Raw genomic sequence first — 19,321 nt, 5'->3', positions numbered from 1 at the left:
CACTTCACTTAAAACTAATATAACAAAACTTGACAAAAGCCTTACTTAAGTCTAATTTATACTCATGGGAAATTCATATTACGTATCCAAAAAAATAATAAAAAATGCTATGCATTTTACTGGATTGCTTCGTCAAAACTTTCAGTGTATCCTCGCAATGACAGGAAAAAGCAATCTATGTGAGCAACGCATTACGTACCATTCTCCTCATTAATCAAGACCATTAGCTATTTAAATATCTTTTATATATTGTATGAGTACAATAAAACCTCATCAAGTGATAACATTAGACATAAAACAAACTACTTTATTAGAAGAATTAAGCCAAATAGCAATAGAGCTTAATAAACCTAAGAGCTTACTTAAATTCTTTAACAAAAATAACCTTAAAAGCGGAATTTATTTATTTGGTCTGGTTGGCACAGGTAAAACTATGTTGATGAATTCTTTTTTTGAAAAGCTTAACGTGCCAAAAATAATTATTCATTATCAAAATTTTATGCAGGATATTCACAAAACAATGCATAAATTACAACTGGAAAATCAAAAAGATATCGTCCCCAAAATTGCTAAAGATTATGCTAAAAAAACTAGAGTACTTGGGATAGATGAATTTGAAATTAAAGATATAACCGATGCAATGATAATCGGTAGATTATTTGATGAGCTAATAAAACAAAATGTTTTTATTTTCATAACTTCTAACACCCAGCCTAATAATTTATATAAGGATGGGTTGCAAAGAAATTCATTTTTGCCGTTTATCGATAAAATAAATAACGAATTTTACGTTAAATATCTTGATAATCACCATGACTACAGATTTGATAAAGCTTTAAATGTTAAAGGCGATAGGGTTATTTATCCTCTAACACCTAAAAATCAAGATAAGTTCCAAAAAATTATTGCAGATATTAGTGATAATAATTTCACTTCACAAACTATTGAAGTTTTAGGCAGAGAAATATCCTTTCAAAAAGTTCATAAAAGAACATTAATCACTGATTTTAATGAATTATTTACAAGAAATCTTAGCTATATTGATTATGTCAATATTTGCCAGAAATTTAATATTATTATTGTGCAGAATGTGCAAGTTATTCCACCTGATAATACTAATTTAGCAGTCAGATTTATCAACTTTATTGATAATGCCTATTTTTATAAAATTCTACTTTTTATGAGTTTAGAAGATAACCCTAATAAAATATATCAGGGGTCAGCAAGAGCTGAAGAATTCAAACGCACTATCTCAAGGTTAAATGAAATGAATAGCGAGTCTTACTTATTAAACAACGATTTTAGAAACTGATTTAAAGTGTAATAATTTTTTCCTGTCGACTTGCTAATTTTAAGGCTTTATCAAGAGTTGCTAGAGGTAAATCATAACGTAATGCTAACTCCAAATAACTAGCATCATAAATAGTTAAGCAATGTCGCTCTGCTAAATCCATTGTTTCAGACCAAATATGTTCTAAACTTGTTCGATCAACTTTAATACCTATCTCTTTTAATAAATAAATTGCACTTTGACGTTGAGATACATCAATACGCCCTCTTCTTTCTGCGTATAGTAAGGAATTACTTAGAGTCCCCAAATAATCGGTACAATAGCACCTTCAGTTGTCGCTTTATCCAATAATTTATATTGCTTTGTCTTATTAGGCATGAACCACGAAAGAGTTACGGAAGCATCCAAAACAAACGAAGCCATGCTATTTTCTACCTATCTTTCTATAGAAATTCCATTCTTCAAACTCTGAAGGCTGTAAATTAATCTCTTGAGCAAGTTTTTTAATTCTATTAGCAGCTATAATTGCAGCTTCTACGTCATGTGTAGCATTTACCGGAACAATCTTTGCAGTAATTTTTCCTCTTTTAGTAATTAAAACTTCTTCACCTTTAATTACTCGATTTAATAGCTTAGAAAAATGAGTTTTGCCATCAAAAGCCGTAATTGAACTGGTCATATAATTAACTAGTTTATTATAATAGCTTTTTAAGAAAATGTCAAAACTTAAATAAAAAACAAGTTTTAAAGTATACTATCTCAAGGTTAAATGAAATGAATAGCGAGTCTTACTTATTAAACAACGATTTTAGAATTGAATTTCAATTTTTCATTTATTTAACTCATTAAAAAATTTCATAAATTTATTGATATCTATTTTTATATCATCTTCTAAATGTTCTTCAGTTGTTTGATCTACGTAATAAGGATAATAATCGCATGACATATAATTTGCCATTCTCTTATAAAAACTTCTTGGAGGATTTGTACCGTGATCAATTTCCACAACTTTACATTTAGGAGTTGCAAAAATAAGATTGGCAAACCCTGAGCCGTGTATCCCGATTATTATTTTTGCCTTATTAAAAATTTGAGCTTGCTCATGAGGAGAAAGTAGCTCTAAATATATTACTTTAAAACCAATTTTCTCTATTTCTTCTATTAATTTTTCTTCGTTGATTATTTTTCTACTAGAAGCATATTTACGTGAGATATATATTTTATCATAAGTTTTTATATCATCCTTATTATTTTTAAGAAAGATATTCCTTAAATCTTTTTTTAACCAAAAAGGTAAAGCTGTACCTTTTACAGGAATAAACGGTACAGATGGTACAATTAAGTTAGAAGCTTGAATTATACAATCACTATTTACTACTAAAAGCTTATCTTCACTTATATTTAAATAATTTAATACTACTTCTAGTGATTTAATTTGCCACTGATATTTTAAATTATTAACATAAATACGATCATACTCAAAGTTTGATTCTTTTAATATAATTAATCTAGGCAAAACTTGCAGTAGCCAGTGATACCAATTTTCAGAGCCAGGAGATGAAATTACTGCCAGCTTTCCTTTAAAGTATAATGGGTTTTCTTCGTTAATATCTCGTTTCTTATTCACTAAACGATGTTGATCACCTGTGCTTGTTTGAGTATCTTGCAGAATATAACCTTCTTCAGTTAAAACTCCACCTTCATTAATTACTACGCCGTTTGGTAACTCTAAAATAAATTGACTGGTATTTTTTTCTTCAAGTAATTTTTTGATTTTTATATTAGGAGATTCTAATGATTCTACCGCAATAAATTGATGATTATTATTTATTGCATAAATATTACTAGTATAGAAAAAGTAAAAAACTATAAATATAAAATATTTTGTAAAATTTAACATTTTTATTATTGTACTTTATTAATGATAGGGGTTTTAACTCCTCTTAAAAATTCTTCAGTATTTAAGACTTTTTTACCCTCTTGTTGAAGTTTTTTTATCATTAATATTCCTTTTCCACAAGCTATTTCTAAATTTTTGTTAATAATTGTCCCCGGGGTAAAATTATGTTTTTCATCTGAATATTCTGCTTCAAGAATTTTGATCGTTTTATCATTATATTTAAAATATACTCCTGGCCATGGATTCATACCTCGAACTTTGCAATTAATAGCATAGGCAGAATCTTGCCAATTAACTCTACCCTCTTCTTTAGTTAATTTACGAGCGTAAGTAACACCCTCATTAGATTGGGGTTTCGGCACTATCTTATCGATATTTGCAAGCGTTTTAATTAACAGTTCTGCACCCAAATTAGCACATTTATCATGAAGCTCTTGTAAAGTTATCCTATCTTCTAACTCAAAATCCTCTTTCATCAATATATCACCTGTATCAAGCCCTGCATCCATCTGCATAATACATACACTGCTTGTTTTATCGCCCTCTATAATAGTACGCTGTAAAGGAGCTGCTCCTCTATGACGAGGTAAATCAGACGGATGAATATTAAGGCAACCATATTTCTTAGCATCTAAAATGTTTTGCGGAATGATAAAACCGTATGCAATAACGACTATTATATCAGCATCGATACTATTAATTAAGTTTGCAGCTTCTTCATTTCGTAAAGTAGAAAGAGTATAGACAGGGATTTGAGCCTCATCAGCTAATTGATGTATAGGGGATTTAGTTTCATTAAGCCCCCTACCCTTAGCTTTAGGTGGTTGCGTAAAAGCTGCAACAACTTTATGATTTGAATTTATTAATTTGGTAAGAGCAGGAACAGCGAACTCAGGCGTCCCCATGAATATTATCTTCACACTATGTCTTTTTTGAGTTTTTTAAGCTTACGAAGAGCTACATCACGTTTCATACTACTTAAATAATCGATCATTAGCTTTCCTTCCAAATGATCATACTCATGTTGAATTACTCTTGCAAGCCAATCATTAGCTTCAAGCTCTTGCGGTTTGTTATGATAATCTAAATATCTGATTTTTATAGACTCCGATCTTGCTATCTCATAACGTTGTTCAGGTATTGAGATACATCCTTCATTAGCTATAACAAGCTCTCCTGATTTTTCTATTATTTCAGGATTTACAATAAATAATGGATAGAAATCTTTTGGTCTTTTAATCGGATCATGATCTTTTATATCAATTACCATGATGCGTTTTAATACCCCAACCTGCACAGCAGCAAGCCCTCCCCCATCTTCATGGTACATAGTCTCGACCATATCATCCATAAATTTTTGGATTTGGTTATTAACCTCTGGAACGGCTTGAGATTTTTGTTTTAACCTTTCATCAGGTGCTGTAACGATAGGCAGTATTGACATATTTTTCCATCTAATATTTAATTAATTATATCACAAAACCCTTAAAATGTAAAGAATACAAACTAACATAAGCTTTGTAATATATTTAAGTATACCCACTCTTTATTTAAATACAGTATACTCAAATGATTTGGAGAATTGGAATGTAAAACAAGGGGCGAGCACGCACAGCCTATACTTAATAGGTAAGCATACGAGTTCCCCGAAGTTTTGCAGAGCCAATTCTTCAAAACAGAAGAATATATAGTTGCATAATAAACTCACTTGCTTACAATATTTTATTGAGTTAATAATATTTATTAAAAAATAATGGCAAATATCAGATAACATGTTAAATAAATAAGCTTACATGACAATTAAAGAGGAATACACTAATGCATTGGGATGATATCGAGGAAATTGCCGAACATCTTGAAGATAATTACAGCGATGACTATAGACCGAATATGGCACAAACCTTACTAAAAGAAATGATTACTTCTCTAGAGGATTTCGAAGATCAAGAAGTAGAAGTTTCAAAAGAAAGATTAGAAGAAATTTTAGCAGAATGGAAAAAAATAAGGGGAGAGATGCAAGAAAACGAGTAATAATTATAGAACTTTTCAGGTAGTTTATGGATTAACTTTATAAAAATATATTATAAATAACAGTAATACCGCAACTGCCTGAAAAAAAACTCTCATAGTCATAAGCTTTGAGCTAAATTTTTTATCAAATTTACCACCAATAGCCATCGATACTACCCCTATAATCAAAACTAAGCCGGTTAAACAAAGTGCTATTAACAACCACATCATAATTTATATCTTATTTACTTACAGGAATTTATACCTTACCATTTTTAAAGCAAGCAGTCTATCTATATCAAGCTGGAAATTACGAATTTTATGTTGTTTCTCTAAAAGGAAACTCTATCCATACTCCATCATCAAAATCATCTTCATCGTCTTCATCATCATATTCTTTAACTAATCTTGCATCTAAAGGAATTTCACCTATTAATTTCTGTATTTGATTTATTTGCTCAGAAATAGTTTGTAGATTCATATCTATTTTTCTTCCATAATCTAATATTCTTGTTTCTATGTTATTCATAAAATATTCTCCTGATTTTATTTGGTACCTTGGGTTAAGAACTTAAATTAACCCAAGGCATAAATTATTAAGGATATTGTTCAAATAAAAGCTATAAGATATGTGAGTAAAATCTGAATTGTTTTGAAACTAGATATCTTCTATACCTAAGGTATATCTAGGTATATTCTTGCTTTTTTTAAAGCATTTTAGTATGCTTGTAACAATATTATGATTTATATTAAACCAATAAATATACTTATTTTGGTAGGTAGAATATTTACTGGTTTTTTTATAGTTATTAAATTTATACAGCTGAGATTATATTATTTTGTAGAAATGTAAAGAAATTTGTTTATATTTTATATTTAAAACAAGCGATGAATTTACTTTATTTTTATGTCAAATTTAAAAACCAAAATTAATGAGTTAATGGCTCAAAGAAAAATGAGTGCTAAAGATATTGAAAATTTAACAGGACTAAGTAGAAATACTGTTAATAGTATAATATTTGGTAGCTCTAAAAACCCTGGCATTTATACTATTAAGCAATTAGCAAATGCTTTGAATGTTAAGGTAGAATCCTTAATTTCTGATAATAAAGAAACTCAAATTGATATTTTAAATCCAGAACAAATAAAATTATTTGGCGAAGTTGTAAGCCTTACTACAAATATTATTTCCGACAAAAATATTGATTTTTCTATGCATAAAATTACTTCTATTATACAAGAAGTATATCAATGTGCTTTAAAAGATAAGTCAGAAGAAGTACAAAAACATTTAGCAGAATATTTAATGGATATGCATATAGACTCTACAAACAAAATTTAAACTATTTTTCGTCAAGCGTTTGTTGCGTGGATTAGGAGTTGTCATTACGAGCGAGCATTGTTACGTAGATCGGTTTTTCGTCATTGCGAGGAAATTACGAAGTAATTGACGAAGCAATCTAGTAAAAGGCATAGCATTTTTATTATTTTTTCTGGTTGCCACCCTCCTTGCAATTGTGTAGCTTATGACGAGAAAACCGACCCATGCAAGCAAAACCCTTATACATTAATAACTAGCGTCAGTTCAAATTGTAAAACATTTTTTCTAATTCTTCTAAGCGTTGTTCTATTCTTTCAATATCTTTATCTGTTACGGGGGTTTCTAATAAATGTGCAACTTCATCTTTTAGAATATTTACTTCTCTTTCAATGAAATCTAAATTAATATTGTGAATGGTTTTTTTATTTTGATTTGACATTTGATGGCTCCCGATTAATTAAAACCACCAATGAATGAAACTTTGGTGGCCGGGGAGGTAAGAAAACCGTTACAACAGTTTACAATAGCCTTTAGGTTTAAGGTATGCACCTTAAACCCTGGACATAGCTATTGACACCCCGACCGTAATAAAGCCGAGGATAGTATCATTTAATGGTAGATACCCACCATGTAACAAGAGATTCTTACATCCCAAAATAGCTTAATAGCTATTTCAGTTACAATTTATACTTAACTCCCTAAAAAAGTCAATTGGCAATTAAGTTTTATTATTTTACTAAAAGCCATTAATGCTTAAAATTTTACAAACCATTAGTTGTTTTTTATTATTACTATTTTTAATATTAGTTGTAAAATTTATTTAGAATATTTATAATTCAAAAAAATTAATATGAAATGCAATGAATAATAACGATGAACTTAATAAATTAGTGATTTTTAAAGATAAAAATATTAGAAGAATTTTATATAATAACGAATGGTGGTTTTCTGTAATTGATGTAGTAGGAGCATTAACTGATAGTGCAAACCCACGAGATTATTGGTCTAAGATAAAAACTCGAGTTAGCAGTGAAGATAGGGTTGAACTGTCGACAATTTGTCTACAGTTAAAATTAAAAGCACCTGATGGTAAGATGAGACTAACAGACTGTGTAAATACCGAATCATTGCTGCGTATTATACAATCCAGAAAAAATAATAAAAAATGCTATAAGTTAGCATTTTTTAACTGGATTGCTTCGTCAATTACTTCGTAATTTTCTCGCAATGACAGAAAAACTGTTCCACGCAACAATGCCATCGCGGGATGACAGGGGAAAATGATCCATACAACAAAGCCAAAGCGGGAATGACATATATAGCATTTTTCGAGCCATACAATAACGCCATAATTTCCTTGCAATGACGGGTTCTTTTTTAACAACTGCCCGGTACTATTCAATTTATCACGCACTAATTTTATTAAAAAATTTCTAAAAAATTAACTTGATAATTAATAATAACTCAACTATTAATAAATTCATTAATAATAAAATTAAAAATTATATGCATCCAACTCATATCAAAGTTCTTACACCTAATTCTAAAGATTTGGACATTTTGTGTGTAGCACTTTCTATTGTTAAAACTTTAGATCAAATAAATGATTTTAAAATTCTTGTTAAACAAGCTCTTAATCAAGGATTCGATATTAATATGAAAGATGGAGATCATTGCACTCTTCTATATTATTCCTGTACAATGAAATTATATGAGATAGCTCAGTTTCTTTTAGAAAATGGAGCTGATCCTAATATTAGAAATACTGTATATGATCAGATTACGCCTTTATATATTAAAGAACACACTCAGAAACAGAACAAAGCATTTATTTAACAAAACTTCTTTTGCAACATGGTTTATTAAAATTATGCCAAGATAATGATTTCAAAATAATAGATAATTCCATTACAGTTAAAGATATAGAAGAATTTATTGATTGGCGAATGACAACCTTACCTAAAAATCATGAATTTATTTCTTATCATTTAAAGGAATTATATAATCTTCAAAATCATTTAATAAGAAATCCAAAGTTTAATAATAATGAAATTATACAAAAACTTGACAGTATTTTAATGACTGCTGAAGATTATGATAAAAGTTTTATAGTCGAGCAGTTACCTAAGAAGTTAATTGATAAAACCGAAGTATTAGAATTTGAGCTAACCGGTAAAACAGCTGAAGTTACATCTGAAATAGCTTAATTTTTCTACAAAGTATAAGGGGGGGCAAAATGCACCCCCTCTTTTAATCTTCTTAGTTATTAGATTTATTTATATAAGCTTTGTTACTAATTAAACCCATACCATAAGTTTTACAATATTCAAGCATTTCAATTGAATCAGGATGCTCCGCTCCAAAATCTATAATTTGTGGTTTAGCAAAAAACTTATAGTTAAGCGTGTCTTTTCTTTTGCATGCAACCTTTGCTCCTTTAAGATTTACCTCACTTACCTGTGCTACGTTCTTATAATTTTTTCTGTAAACGTTAAAATATATACCTCGTGCGTCCATATAGCTATCTAAAGCTTCCTCAAGCTTATCACTCGCAAATAATATATCCCCTCTTATTGTGCATGTAATAGCTATTGCAGGGTTGAATACATCAGGTATTCTTCTACTCATAAAGCTTTTATCATTATTCTTAAAAATCTCTATTGCTTTATCTGCATATTCTAAAGCTTTATCTTTTTCACCTAAACCGAATAATGCTATTGCTTTTTGAGTAAATATTCTACCAAATATTATATTAGTTTCCTTTTTTACACGCTTTTGCATGTTATATACTTGTTCTACTTGATTAAGAGCTTCTTGGTATTTACCAAGTTTACTTAATACTCCAGATTTAACTAAATAATCACCTGTTAAAAATAATGCATTTGGATCTAATCCACTTGAAATAGCAGCTTGAATAGATTGATTGATCTGTTCTAATGCTTCAGGATATTTTCCCTCTACATAAAGTAATCTTGCTTTGTTAGCATATATTGATGTTCGATCAGAGCTATCAGCTAATTTTTGCTCTAAAATTTTGATATTTTCTTGTGCATTTTGAATATCTCCTATTACAATATATGTATTAGTCAAACCAGATATTACATTAGCTTTCATTTCTTCATATCCTTTGACATCTTCAAATATCTTGTTAGCTTTTTTAAAATATTCTATAGACATCTTGTAATTAGAAGCTTTTAAGTAATACCATCCTATTAAGTTTAAATATTCAGCATATACCCGCTTTTCTTCATTATTCATTAACCATAATTTATATTTCCCATCTCTATCGTTTGTATCAAACCAATCAACTAATTTCTTTCCACCTGCTAAATCATAAGAATTATCACACTGCACTATCTGCTTTAGCTTTAACTCTAATAATTTATAAGTACTTATATTATATTTTTCAGCATTCTGCGTCATTACCTCGATATTGTCAGGTACTGTTTTAGCGTTCCTATATAAAAACGCTTTTATTACACTTTTTGGTGTACCATTAATAAATTTAGTAACCGCCTCTTCTAGATACTTACTATTATTTGCACCATTTTTTTCTAATATTTTCTGTGCAATAACATCATGCATTTCAAAAACAGGATTATCTTCTCTAGCATCTATATTTGTTATTAAAGCAAATTTTGATAACTCGAAAATATCATCATTAAGATTATCTTTATTATCGGTAATAATCCCAAGAAAATCTTTGGAAAAACTTTGATTATTGAGTAATGCTATTTTACTTAGAAGTTGTTTTGCACTAGAACTTAATTGCTTAATCACCAGCGATATATTATAATCTATTTTATCGTTAGATTTTTGTATTTGATGTTTATATTTTTCTTTATCTAATCCTGGAACATTGTTTAATATTTGTGCTCCTTGTACTATCAATACTGGATAACCTTTAAACTCTTGTACCAAAAATTCTACTAAATTATTATCTTTATCCAATAAAATATTATTGGCAAGCTTGATAGTTTCGGGCTTTTCAAATGGTACAGCTTTTACTATATAAGGCATCATATCGCTATCTTGCGAGCAAAATATAATATTGCCGTTATGCTCCCAGTTAATAAAATCTTGTACTTTTTTATTCTCACCTACTTTTAAATTATCAAATACTAATAACCATTTATCACTCTGCCCTAAATATTCCATTAACTCTTTTTTTACATTAGCTGCCTCTTCTGCAATTACAGTTTTCTCTTCAGCTTTGTTAATAGCTTTTGCTAGCTTTAAAAGTTCATCGTTAATATTTAAATTGCTATCAATAAACCAAATTAAATTATAATTATCTTTATTTCCATAAGCATACATTCTAGCTAACTGAGTTTTACCCATCCCGCTAACACCTACAATACTTGTTTGCCTGTATTTTTCTAAATTAGTCTTTATTTGATTTAGTGGCTGAACGTGATTTATAAAATAGCTGACTGGTGCAACTATATTATTTACTTTGGCTTGAGCGAATAAATTTAAAGGGATAATAGATATTATGAATAATAATAAAAATTTTTTCATTGCTTTTCCTTTATTTTAGTTGTCAATATAACTTATATTTGGTGTCAAATAATTTTAATTAACTAATCAAGAAAGAGCTTAATTTCTCTACTAATTATATGACTTTATAATTTTTTACTTTTCACTTTGAGTATAAGCTGGTACAAGAATTGTTTTAACCAACTAAAAATAAACTTTTATGGAAGATTTAAGCTCTTGGAAAGAAAAGTTTGAAGAATGCATTTATGCTAAAAAGCTTCTCAATAAACTTGACTATTTAAACACTAAAGTAGCAAACCCTGTAAATCTTGAAGAAATCAAAAAAGCAATATATTACGCTCGTAAATATCACGGCTCTCAAATGCGTAAGTCAGGCGATCCATATTATTCCCATCCAATTGAAGTAGCGATTATGGTGGCAGAGTTTACGGCAATGGAAGTACCTAAACTTTATACATCTGTAATGATGCAAGCAGCACTACTACATGATACTATCGAAGATACGGCATTAACCGAAGAAATGATTACTGAAATCTTCGGAGAAGAAGTTGCAAAACACGTTGAAGGCTTAACCCGCATTAAACCTTATGGAAAAATTACTGCTGAAGAAAGTCTAAATTTGCTAGCTAAACAAAAAAGATATGACACAGCATTAATAAAACTTTTCGATCGTATTCATAACGTGCAAACACTAGGAGTAAAATCACCTGAAAAGGCACAAAAGATAATAGAAGAAACTATAACGGATTTTTTAGTTGTTGCTGCTCATTTAGAAGTACTGAGCATTGAAAATAAACTATATAATGTATGTTATAACTTTATTCAAAATAATAATATCATTTCTAAGCTTGATAATAATTATCTCTTGTCTAAATTTTCGAAGTGACGTAATCCAAAATAATAGCCTATTGTCACCGGTATCATAATCATTAATATTCCCCAATAACCAAAATATTCTGTTAAATAAGCAAGACCGAATGAAGTTATTAAGAGCATTAATGCACGAGACATAGCATATGTAAAGCTAGTATGCGTAAAACGTTTAAATACTGGAAAATGTTTATAAAAAATTGCTTTAGCAGGAGTAGCTGTAGGAGCAAATATAAGAAAATATAATTGAATTAACATTATATAAGAAGGCGTCAGATTTTGCATTATAAAAGGAAAAAAGCATTTTAAATTTGTTCTTTCTTTTACAATGTCATTATTTTCAATTTTTTTAGGATCTATTCCGGTTTTTTCTATAGCTAATTGTAACCGTCTTTTTGCATCAACAAAATCAGGCGTTTCTTTAAGTGTTGTTCGTGCCATAGTGCCGGTAATAGCTACAAATGCTCCAAATAAGAAAGCATAACGCCAATTAAGATCTGTTGAAGTTACAAGCTTTGCAACACCAAGAGCTGCCATTGTTCCTAACGCAGTAGAAACTGTAAACGATGTTACTGCTGGATATTGCAAAGGAGGCTTTATTGTTTCTGTCAAATAAAGTTCAGCACCCGTAACTTCCGTATTAGATGAAATACCTTGAATTGCACGAAAAAGCGTAACTAAAACAGTAGCAGTAAAACCTATCTCATCATAAGATGGTAGAATAGCCATACCTATACAAGTACAGGACATTAATATAGTAGTAATAATAATTGTCGGTTTACGTCCTATATTGTCCCCTATCCAACCAAAAAGAATGGAGCCAAAAGGACTAAAAACAAAAGTTGAACAATAAGCAAAAGCTGATAATATTTTTACAGAATAAGTATTATCTGGAGAAAAGAATATTTTATTTAGTAGTACTGACATATGCACATATAACATCAAGTCAAAATATTCAAGAAAACTACCTATTGATAATAAACTTATAGCTTGTTTTTGATCTCTACCAAACTTTCTTTGCTCTTTTGCATAACCTAGCATAAATCCTTTATAAAAAATTAAATGTACCTATAGATAGTAAGCCTATGGCTTCTTTTTGATTGCGAGTTAAACTAACTTGCTCTTTTTTGTGACCCAGCATAAGTTCCTTACAAAAAATTGGATTGTAAAGAACTTATACCTTTTTATAGCAAAATGCGAGCTTAATGCACTTTGGGAGCTATGACAAAATATATATTATAAAACTACCCTATAATAAAAAAGATTGCAAGCTATTTTTTCAAAAAAAATATAAAAAATATCAAATATGTATTTTTAGGTCTTTTTGCAGTGGTTAAAACACGCTTTCGGTGTTATCGAGGAAACTAAAAAATACTAATAAAATTAGCATTTTTTATTATTTTCTGGATCTAGTTCCCAAGCCACGGGATGACAAAATACTGGATTCCCGCCTACGCAGGGAGGCATTGTTTCGTGGATACCAATTAGTCATTGCGAGAAAATTACGAAGTAATTGTACGTACGCAATCTAGCTAAAAAATGCTAGTTTATAGCATTTTTTATTATTTTTCCTAGATTGCCACGCTCATTTCATTCGCTCGCAATGACGGGGTAAATGATGCACGTGGGTAATGGTTATGCAAAAATAACACAGCTACAAAATAATATTTTATTTTAGCCTAATAATTCTACTTTATAAGTATATTCGTCAACATTATTAAATTCTACTTTAGGTGCGATTTGCATTAGGTGACCAAGTTGCCCGCTATCTACTAAAGTACACATAATTTTCTTAAAGATACAAAATGCAGGATAACCAGGCTTATCCTTAAAATAAATTGGAGCGTTTGGTAAGGTTAATTTCTCTAATCTACCATCATTATTATAATCAAGCCTTAGATGGGCTGTCCCCTTTCTATCTGCTGCAAATTCATCACTTAATTTTACACCATTTAAGTAAGAGAAAACAAATTTTAGATTAGGTGCTTTAATATTTTCTAAAGTGTCAGGAATTTTAATGGCTCTATATTGTTTAACTTCAAATATATTTTGACCATTTACCCTAATTATTAAATTAGTATTTATTGTTGCTTCTTGTAATTTTACTACAACTCCATATGTTGGATCTTTAAGTAAAATATCTTTATACGAAACATTTGAGGATGTAACTTTAGGAGCAACAACCGGAACTAAAGCAGCCTTGGGAGCGGCGGAAGCCTCAGAACCTTAAACATACCCTTAAAAAAAGATTTCAACCCTGTAGCTTCTTGTTTACTCTCTGCTCTTTTAGGAACGGGTGGCGGGGTATGATCATACTGATTTACTGCCGAAGATGGAGTGGGGGTGTAATTTGTTTCTGACTCTTCATCTACACTTAAAATATTAAAATGTGCATTATAAGCATCTAAGCTTATACCATTGTTTTTAAGATCATTTTTTAAAAATATTGAACTAGCTGATAATTCTGGAGTAGTTATTTCTGTATTTAAATCTCTTTTATAAGTATTTATATGATTAGCCCAAATATTTGCTTCTTGCTCAACATTGTAATTATTATTTGATAATTGTGTTAGAGTTTGCTTACAAAGTTGATTTCCAAGCTTACTACCAATAGTCAGAAATAATTTTTCATTATAACGACTTATAGGACCACCAATACCTCGTTGATTAAAAACAGCAAGACCAATACATGCTTCAATTTTTCCAAAAAGAAGCGATTGCGTTAACTCGATTCGAGCAGCAATATAACCTTTTGTTACTAATGCAGTTACGCCTTGGTTTTGTTCTATATTTCTTATATTATTAAAAAACTCTAATGCACTATTATGTAAATTATTAGCAGTACATATAATAGTTTCGTTTTTATCAAGATAGCAATGGTTATCTGATTTAGACATGGTAGGCTACTCCGTTATTTTATCTCGAATGACCTTTATCATTCTTTTTGTTTTGTTGGTTAGTTCGAGCTAATTTATTAACCTGAGTTTCTTTATTAGTAACTACTGAAGATTTCTGTTTTTCAAGAGACGATTTTATTCTATTAGTAAATTTATTTATCTTATCCGGAGAAACTGGTCTTTCTTCTGATAATTTTAATGCTTCTTCGCCTTGAGATAATTTTTTAGTAGTAGATGCTTCAACACTTGTTGATTTTTGTGAGGGAGGCAATATTTCGTCTTTTCCTGGAAAAATTATATCTGGAGATGGCTTGCCTGGAAATTTTATTTCTGGTTTTTTCTTATTCTCTTTACTTAAAAACTCATTACGTGATTCGTTATCTTTAAGTTCATTTGTTTCAACTGATTTTGTTTGATTTAAAAGTAGTTCTGAAAAATCATTAATTGCTGAGTATTTTTGAAGATCTTTCTTAGCTTCTTTTTGAGTTTCTATTCTAAGATCTTGTATTTCTTTCCTTTCTTTTTCATCTTTTTCAACTTGCTTATCAGCATCAGCTTGTATTTTTGTTGCTTCTGCTATTTTTGGACTGAGGGCAGATAATTTTGCTCCTGTTTGCTCTATTCTAGTATTAATACTATTTAGTTTATACTGACCTTGCTCCAGTTCTTTGGAATTAGCAGCCAGTTTGCTATTAACAATACGTTGCTCTTCAGCGGCTTTAACATTCTGAGCTTGTTGCTGCTTTAATTTATCTTCCTCAGCTTTTAATTGTTGCAAATGCTCAGTTGCTTTCTTTTGATATTCTTTAATAGGATTTCTTTTATTCTGATCATCTTTTAGCTGTGCTTCTGTCTTATTTAATGCTTTTAATCTTTCAGGATCAATTTCTTTACCTGCTTTCATATCGTTTAAAAGAGCTTGCCACTCTTCTTTTTCTTGCCTCTTACTCTCAATAAACTCATCTGCTTCTTTCATGAACTGATCATGACCAGCTTTTAGCCTTTCATGCCTGTCATATAATTCTTTCTCACGTGCGGCTTCATAATCATACTGATTCCCCTGCCCCTCCATATTCAAGCCTTTTTCAGAGGCTTCTGAATATATGATCTGTTCGGCGTTTTCTTCTTTTTTAGAAATGGAGGATTGGAGGTTTTTGATTTGGTCTAATAATTCTCGATTATTAGTGCTGGACGCAAGACCCGCAGCGGCACTAGCTAAACGTGCAAGTTCGGCAGGATTGTTAGTGGCTGTAACTTGGGCTCTAATTGCATTGAGTTCATTTTTTACTTGAGCATCGTCTTGTTTATTTTGAGCCTGGTTATCATTTGACTTACTCAAATTGTCATTTTTTACCTGAATATCATCTTTTTTATCTGGTACATCTTTCTTATTATCCCCATCATCTGCCATTGTCTTGCCTTAAAATAATGCTATGTCTAAAATATTTAACTGATATTAGCAATTAAAACTTAACAAGTTAACAATTAAAAAGCTTTTTTAACTATTTTATTAGAGTAATTTTAAATCTCATTGTAAAAATACAACGTTTTTACTCTTTTCCTGAAAGATCAACCCACTCATTATCTATTTCTTGGTAAAAATCTTGTAATTCTACTTGACAAAATGGATTAGGATTCTTATCAATACCAAATATTTTATCTTCAAAAAACTTCTCTTTCAGATGATTAGCTAATTTAGGGAAAAAATTATCATCACTCCACTCTTCTCGTAATTTTTTAGGAAGCTGCTTATAATATTTCTCGATTTCCGTAACATCACCCAGCTCACCTATAGAAAGAGCATTTAATAATTCTTTTTTATACGCCTCTTTAGCTTTCCCTATAGCCAAAACAGAACCAGCCACTAATAATACTACCATTCCAGGTCCAAGAACCGAAAATAATCCTATAGTTCCAGCATTCATTCCAAATGTGCAAACCTCTATTAATGCATCTTTGGTTATAATATAGTTCTTATAAGCTTTTTTAAGTTCTTCAATAACAGGGCTATAATCGGTATTTTGATTTTGCATAAATATGAACCTCTAAAAGAATGTTTATTAGACTCGGCTTCAGTTTTCCCGTCATTGCGAGAGGGCATTGCCCGCGTGGATTGTTTCCCCCTGTCACCCCGTGATTTATGAACTAGAGCCAGTTAAAAATACTAATAAAATTAGTATTTTTATTATTTTTTCTGGATTGCCACGCTCATTTCATTCGCTCGCAATGACGACTCTCGATCTACGCAACAATGCCGCCACGGGATGACAGAGGAAAATGATCCATGCAGGCAATGCCTACTCGCAATGACGCTTACTTTACTCCACCACCTCCCCTATTTGTTCTATTGGCTCTAAGCCGTACAGCGATATCATGCGTTCAAACACTCTTCCGGCGGTAGGTGCAGCAGTCCAACCAGCTGTTGCAAAACCAAACGTTTCTTTAGTAGGTTTTGGCTCATCAATCATAATATAGATGACATATTCAGGCTTTGAGGCTGGCAGTAATCCCAAAAATGAAGTAGTACGGCTATTTTTAAGATATTTCTTTTTACTAGCATTGCTTGATAATTTCTCAGCAGTACCGGTTTTTCCGCCAATCAAATATCCTTTTACCTCTGCCCTTTTACCTGTTCCATCTTTTACCACAGTTCTAAATAGCTGCCTCATTTTCTTTGAAGTATTTTCGCTAAATACTCTTGTCCCCTCAACTTTTTCATCATCTCTTTTTAACAAAGTAAGATCGTATAAAATACCGCCATTTACAACAGGTAGCATTGCCCTAACAAAATGTAAAGGACTAATTGAAATACCATAACCATAAGACATAGTAGCACTAGTTAATTCATTCCATCTTTTTTCTGAAGGAAAAAGAGGAGTACCTCGCTCCGGCAATTCTATTTGCACTTGATCTAGCAAACCTAATTTCTTTAAATATTTCCTGAAATTATTTTTACCTACTTCAAGCATAATCTGACTTACGCCGATGTTTGAAGAATGCAGAAAAATATCCGGTACACTATGCCACCCTTGTCTTGGGGTATAATCCTTAATCTGAAAACCACCGACTTTCATATAGCTTATATCATAAGCATCATTCATATTTATTGCACCAGTATCAAAACCAACCGCCATAGTCAAAGATTTAAATACCGAACCTATTTCGTAAATTCCAAGGCTTGCCATATTAAAAAGCTGCTGAGGCTTTGCAGCACTTGGATAATGCGGATCAAAATCCGGTTTACTAACTAAAGCTAGAATCTCACCATTATTAGGATTCGCAATAATACCCACCGCTCCTATAGCACTGAATTGCTTTAAAGTCTTGTCGATTTCTTCGCTCAAGATACTTTGCAACCTAATATCAATTGATAATTTAAGCGGCTCTTTCTGCTTTCCTGGTTTATTCAAATCAAGATCGGAATTAGTTAAATATTTATCATAAGCAAGTTCGAGTCCACTAAGCCCCGCCATATCTCTACCAACATAGCCCACAATATGAGATGATAAGTTAGAAAATGTGTAAATACGCTTTTGTTCTTCTTCAAAATCAAAACCAAGCAACCCAAGACTCATTATTCTTTCTTGCTGACTAGGCAATAAATCTCTTTTAACCCATATAAAACTTTTATTGGATTTAAGATCAGCAAGTAGTTTAGCCTTGTTGATATCGGGCAGAATCTCAGCTATTTTTTTTACGGAATTTTCGGGATCAATTACTATTTGCGGATTGGCAAATAATGACGCAGATGGTAAGTTTACAGCAAGCAAATTATCGTTACGATCAACTATTTCTTTTCTAAACTGGCTACTCTTTTTTAGAGCGTGGAGGTTTTTATCATAAACATTAGTAGCAACTATTATAAGCCTGTAAGATAAAGTACAGAAAAGAACAGAAAAAGCACCAATAACTATCAATAATCGGATTTTTGTATTTTTACTACAAACATTCCAAAATATTAAACTCTTAATATCAGGTTTCCACTTTTCTAAAATCTGTTTCATATTAATTTGTTTTGTTTCAAGCACCTTGTCATCCCGTGGTTTATCCACGGGATCCAGAAAAGTAATTGACGAAGCAATCTTATGAAAAAGTCCTGAGATTGCCACGCTCACTTCGTTCACTCGCAATGACGCTTAAGGCTTCTCCCGACTTGAAACTGTCTGTATATATTTATTATTTGTAATTCTCTTATGTCTCCGATTATTATTGCTTTTAAAAATATTAATATCTTGATCAAATCTAATATTTGAGGCAGTAATCGGTGATAATGGATCTCTTACCATTTGACAAGGTTTCACCGTTTGTAATTCTAAATAAGCAGTTGCAAGATTTTTTAACCTTGCTGGCGAGATGAGATAAGCTTTTTCTGCTTTTAAAATATGAATGTTATTATTTTCACTATTTATTTGTTTTAAAACACTACTTAATTGGTAATCAATAGTTGAAACTCGTTCCTTAATGGTAAACAAGCTGCAAACTGCTATAATTATTACTAGCAACACTAAATAATGAAATTTCTTTATACTCAT

Annotated in this window: 20 protein-coding genes and 1 pseudogene; 6 read left to right on the top strand and 15 right to left on the bottom strand. The window is 30.7% G+C overall.

Going from position 1 to position 19,321, the window contains the following annotated elements:
- The first annotated feature begins 253 nt into the window (after window positions 1–253).
- Window positions 254–1,312, top strand: coding sequence for a cell division protein ZapE (gene zapE / locus AAHF54_RS02925; protein WP_341789080.1), 1,059 nt, complete (start codon window positions 254–256; stop codon window positions 1,310–1,312).
- 1 nt (window position 1,313) lies between these two features.
- Here the strand turns inward: zapE and AAHF54_RS02920 are convergent, their stop codons facing one another.
- The 5 genes from AAHF54_RS02920 to def form a co-directional block, all read right to left on the bottom strand.
- Window positions 1,314–1,598, bottom strand: a complete 285-nt coding sequence (locus AAHF54_RS02920) for a type II toxin-antitoxin system VapC family toxin (RefSeq protein ID WP_341789079.1) — start codon at window positions 1,596–1,598, stop codon at window positions 1,314–1,316.
- A 117-nt stretch (window positions 1,599–1,715) separates the two neighbouring features.
- On the bottom strand, window positions 1,716–1,970 hold the full coding sequence (locus AAHF54_RS02915) for a type II toxin-antitoxin system prevent-host-death family antitoxin (RefSeq protein WP_342170185.1): 255 nt from the start codon (window positions 1,968–1,970) through the stop codon (window positions 1,716–1,718).
- Window positions 1,971–2,120: 150 nt separating this feature from the next.
- Window positions 2,121–3,191, bottom strand: coding sequence for a glycosyltransferase family 61 protein (locus AAHF54_RS02910; RefSeq protein ID WP_342170184.1), 1,071 nt, complete (start codon window positions 3,189–3,191; stop codon window positions 2,121–2,123).
- Between the two features lie 5 nt (window positions 3,192–3,196).
- Entirely contained in the window at window positions 3,197–4,111 is a 915-nt protein-coding gene (fmt, locus tag AAHF54_RS02905) for a methionyl-tRNA formyltransferase (RefSeq protein WP_341789076.1), read from the bottom strand.
- Window positions 4,108–4,635: a peptide deformylase gene (gene def / locus AAHF54_RS02900; protein WP_341789075.1), complete on the bottom strand. Its 528-nt coding sequence runs from the start codon at window positions 4,633–4,635 to the stop codon at window positions 4,108–4,110. The genes fmt and def overlap by 4 nt, the downstream gene beginning before the upstream one ends.
- A 374-nt stretch (window positions 4,636–5,009) precedes the next feature.
- Here def and iscX point away from each other — a divergent pair, with 374 nt between their 5' ends.
- Complete coding sequence (iscX, locus tag AAHF54_RS02895) at window positions 5,010–5,222, top strand: Fe-S cluster assembly protein IscX (RefSeq protein ID WP_011477229.1); 213 nt, start codon at window positions 5,010–5,012, stop codon at window positions 5,220–5,222.
- A 24-nt stretch (window positions 5,223–5,246) separates the two neighbouring features.
- Here iscX and AAHF54_RS02890 read toward each other — a convergent pair whose 3' ends face one another.
- Both AAHF54_RS02890 and AAHF54_RS02885 read right to left on the bottom strand, forming a co-directional pair.
- A complete protein-coding gene (locus AAHF54_RS02890; RefSeq protein ID WP_011477228.1) occupies window positions 5,247–5,432 on the bottom strand; it encodes a twin transmembrane helix small protein in 186 nt (61 codons plus the stop codon).
- An 88-nt stretch (window positions 5,433–5,520) separates the two neighbouring features.
- A complete protein-coding gene (locus AAHF54_RS02885; protein WP_341789073.1) occupies window positions 5,521–5,730 on the bottom strand; it encodes a hypothetical protein in 210 nt (69 codons plus the stop codon).
- Between the two features lie 378 nt (window positions 5,731–6,108).
- Between AAHF54_RS02885 and AAHF54_RS02880 the strand changes: the two genes are divergently transcribed.
- Window positions 6,109–6,543 (top strand): helix-turn-helix transcriptional regulator, encoded by a 435-nt coding sequence (locus AAHF54_RS02880; RefSeq protein ID WP_342170183.1) that lies wholly within the window; start codon window positions 6,109–6,111, stop codon window positions 6,541–6,543.
- 238 nt (window positions 6,544–6,781) lie between these two features.
- On the opposite strand, the gene AAHF54_RS02875 is transcribed toward AAHF54_RS02880, so the two are convergent.
- Complete coding sequence (locus tag AAHF54_RS02875; protein ID WP_341789071.1) at window positions 6,782–6,961, bottom strand: hypothetical protein; 180 nt, start codon at window positions 6,959–6,961, stop codon at window positions 6,782–6,784.
- Between the two features lie 421 nt (window positions 6,962–7,382).
- Here AAHF54_RS02875 and AAHF54_RS02870 point away from each other — a divergent pair, with 421 nt between their 5' ends.
- The gene (locus AAHF54_RS02870; RefSeq protein ID WP_341789070.1) at window positions 7,383–7,739 is read left to right on the top strand and encodes a Bro-N domain-containing protein; all 357 of its coding nucleotides are present in this window, start codon (window positions 7,383–7,385) and stop codon (window positions 7,737–7,739) included.
- Between the two features lie 289 nt (window positions 7,740–8,028).
- Window positions 8,029–8,729: pseudogene (locus AAHF54_RS02865) on the top strand (ankyrin repeat domain-containing protein).
- A gap of 52 nt (window positions 8,730–8,781) precedes the next feature.
- On the opposite strand, the gene AAHF54_RS02860 reads toward AAHF54_RS02865, so the two are convergent.
- Window positions 8,782–11,043: a tetratricopeptide repeat protein gene (locus AAHF54_RS02860; RefSeq protein ID WP_341789069.1), complete on the bottom strand. Its 2,262-nt coding sequence runs from the start codon at window positions 11,041–11,043 to the stop codon at window positions 8,782–8,784.
- A 178-nt stretch (window positions 11,044–11,221) separates the two neighbouring features.
- Between AAHF54_RS02860 and AAHF54_RS02855 the strand changes: the two genes are divergently transcribed.
- Complete coding sequence (locus AAHF54_RS02855) at window positions 11,222–11,908, top strand: HD domain-containing protein (protein WP_341789068.1); 687 nt, start codon at window positions 11,222–11,224, stop codon at window positions 11,906–11,908.
- Here AAHF54_RS02855 and AAHF54_RS02850 read toward each other — a convergent pair.
- The 6 genes from AAHF54_RS02850 to AAHF54_RS02820 all read right to left on the bottom strand — a co-directional run bounded on the left by AAHF54_RS02850 (window position 11,881) and on the right by AAHF54_RS02820 (window position 19,321).
- Window positions 11,881–12,933 (bottom strand): MFS transporter, encoded by a 1,053-nt coding sequence (locus tag AAHF54_RS02850; protein WP_342170182.1) that lies wholly within the window; start codon window positions 12,931–12,933, stop codon window positions 11,881–11,883. The two genes, AAHF54_RS02855 and AAHF54_RS02850, sit on opposite strands and share 28 nt — an antisense overlap.
- Before the next feature lie 1,148 nt (window positions 12,934–14,081).
- Window positions 14,082–14,789, bottom strand: a complete 708-nt coding sequence (locus AAHF54_RS02840; protein ID WP_341789066.1) for a hypothetical protein — start codon at window positions 14,787–14,789, stop codon at window positions 14,082–14,084.
- Between the two features lie 19 nt (window positions 14,790–14,808).
- A complete protein-coding gene (locus AAHF54_RS02835) occupies window positions 14,809–16,200 on the bottom strand; it encodes a hypothetical protein (RefSeq protein ID WP_341789065.1) in 1,392 nt (463 codons plus the stop codon).
- 139 nt (window positions 16,201–16,339) lie between these two features.
- Window positions 16,340–16,822, bottom strand: coding sequence for a hypothetical protein (locus AAHF54_RS02830; RefSeq protein ID WP_341789064.1), 483 nt, complete (start codon window positions 16,820–16,822; stop codon window positions 16,340–16,342).
- A 285-nt stretch (window positions 16,823–17,107) separates the two neighbouring features.
- Entirely contained in the window at window positions 17,108–18,793 is a 1,686-nt protein-coding gene (locus tag AAHF54_RS02825; protein WP_342170234.1) for a penicillin-binding protein 2, read from the bottom strand.
- 132 nt (window positions 18,794–18,925) lie between these two features.
- The gene (locus AAHF54_RS02820; RefSeq protein ID WP_011477213.1) at window positions 18,926–19,321 is read right to left on the bottom strand and encodes a hypothetical protein; all 396 of its coding nucleotides are present in this window, start codon (window positions 19,319–19,321) and stop codon (window positions 18,926–18,928) included.

Origin of the sequence: Rickettsia endosymbiont of Seladonia tumulorum, from assembly GCF_964030815.1 — a bacterium.
In the GTDB taxonomy this organism is placed as follows: Bacteria; Pseudomonadota; Alphaproteobacteria; order Rickettsiales; family Rickettsiaceae; genus Rickettsia.
The sequence above is the reverse complement of the archived record's forward strand: the minus strand, read 5'-3'. Positions and strand labels throughout refer to the sequence as shown.

Bases quoted from the DNA above. Each gene is read 5' to 3' on its own strand.
- zapE (WP_341789080.1), top strand. From the start codon at position 254: ATGAGTACAATAAAACCTCATCAAGTGATAACATTAGACATAAAACAA.
- AAHF54_RS02915 (WP_342170185.1), bottom strand. From the start codon at position 1,970: ATGACCAGTTCAATTACGGCTTTTGATGGCAAAACTCATTTTTCTAAG.
- AAHF54_RS02910 (WP_342170184.1), bottom strand. From the start codon at position 3,191: ATGTTAAATTTTACAAAATATTTTATATTTATAGTTTTTTACTTTTTC.
- def (WP_341789075.1), bottom strand. From the start codon at position 4,635: ATGTCAATACTGCCTATCGTTACAGCACCTGATGAAAGGTTAAAACAA.
- iscX (WP_011477229.1), top strand. From the start codon at position 5,010: ATGCATTGGGATGATATCGAGGAAATTGCCGAACATCTTGAAGATAAT.
- AAHF54_RS02890 (WP_011477228.1), bottom strand. From the start codon at position 5,432: ATGATGTGGTTGTTAATAGCACTTTGTTTAACCGGCTTAGTTTTGATT.
- AAHF54_RS02885 (WP_341789073.1), bottom strand. From the start codon at position 5,730: ATGAATAACATAGAAACAAGAATATTAGATTATGGAAGAAAAATAGAT.
- AAHF54_RS02880 (WP_342170183.1), top strand. From the start codon at position 6,109: ATGTCAAATTTAAAAACCAAAATTAATGAGTTAATGGCTCAAAGAAAA.
- AAHF54_RS02875 (WP_341789071.1), bottom strand. From the start codon at position 6,961: ATGTCAAATCAAAATAAAAAAACCATTCACAATATTAATTTAGATTTC.
- AAHF54_RS02870 (WP_341789070.1), top strand. From the start codon at position 7,383: ATGAATAATAACGATGAACTTAATAAATTAGTGATTTTTAAAGATAAA.
- AAHF54_RS02860 (WP_341789069.1), bottom strand. From the start codon at position 11,043: ATGAAAAAATTTTTATTATTATTCATAATATCTATTATCCCTTTAAAT.
- AAHF54_RS02855 (WP_341789068.1), top strand. From the start codon at position 11,222: ATGGAAGATTTAAGCTCTTGGAAAGAAAAGTTTGAAGAATGCATTTAT.
- AAHF54_RS02850 (WP_342170182.1), bottom strand. From the start codon at position 12,933: ATGCTAGGTTATGCAAAAGAGCAAAGAAAGTTTGGTAGAGATCAAAAA.
- AAHF54_RS02840 (WP_341789066.1), bottom strand. From the start codon at position 14,789: ATGTCTAAATCAGATAACCATTGCTATCTTGATAAAAACGAAACTATT.
- AAHF54_RS02835 (WP_341789065.1), bottom strand. From the start codon at position 16,200: ATGGCAGATGATGGGGATAATAAGAAAGATGTACCAGATAAAAAAGAT.
- AAHF54_RS02830 (WP_341789064.1), bottom strand. From the start codon at position 16,822: ATGCAAAATCAAAATACCGATTATAGCCCTGTTATTGAAGAACTTAAA.
- AAHF54_RS02825 (WP_342170234.1), bottom strand. From the start codon at position 18,793: ATGAAACAGATTTTAGAAAAGTGGAAACCTGATATTAAGAGTTTAATA.
- AAHF54_RS02820 (WP_011477213.1), bottom strand. From the start codon at position 19,321: ATGAGTATAAAGAAATTTCATTATTTAGTGTTGCTAGTAATAATTATA.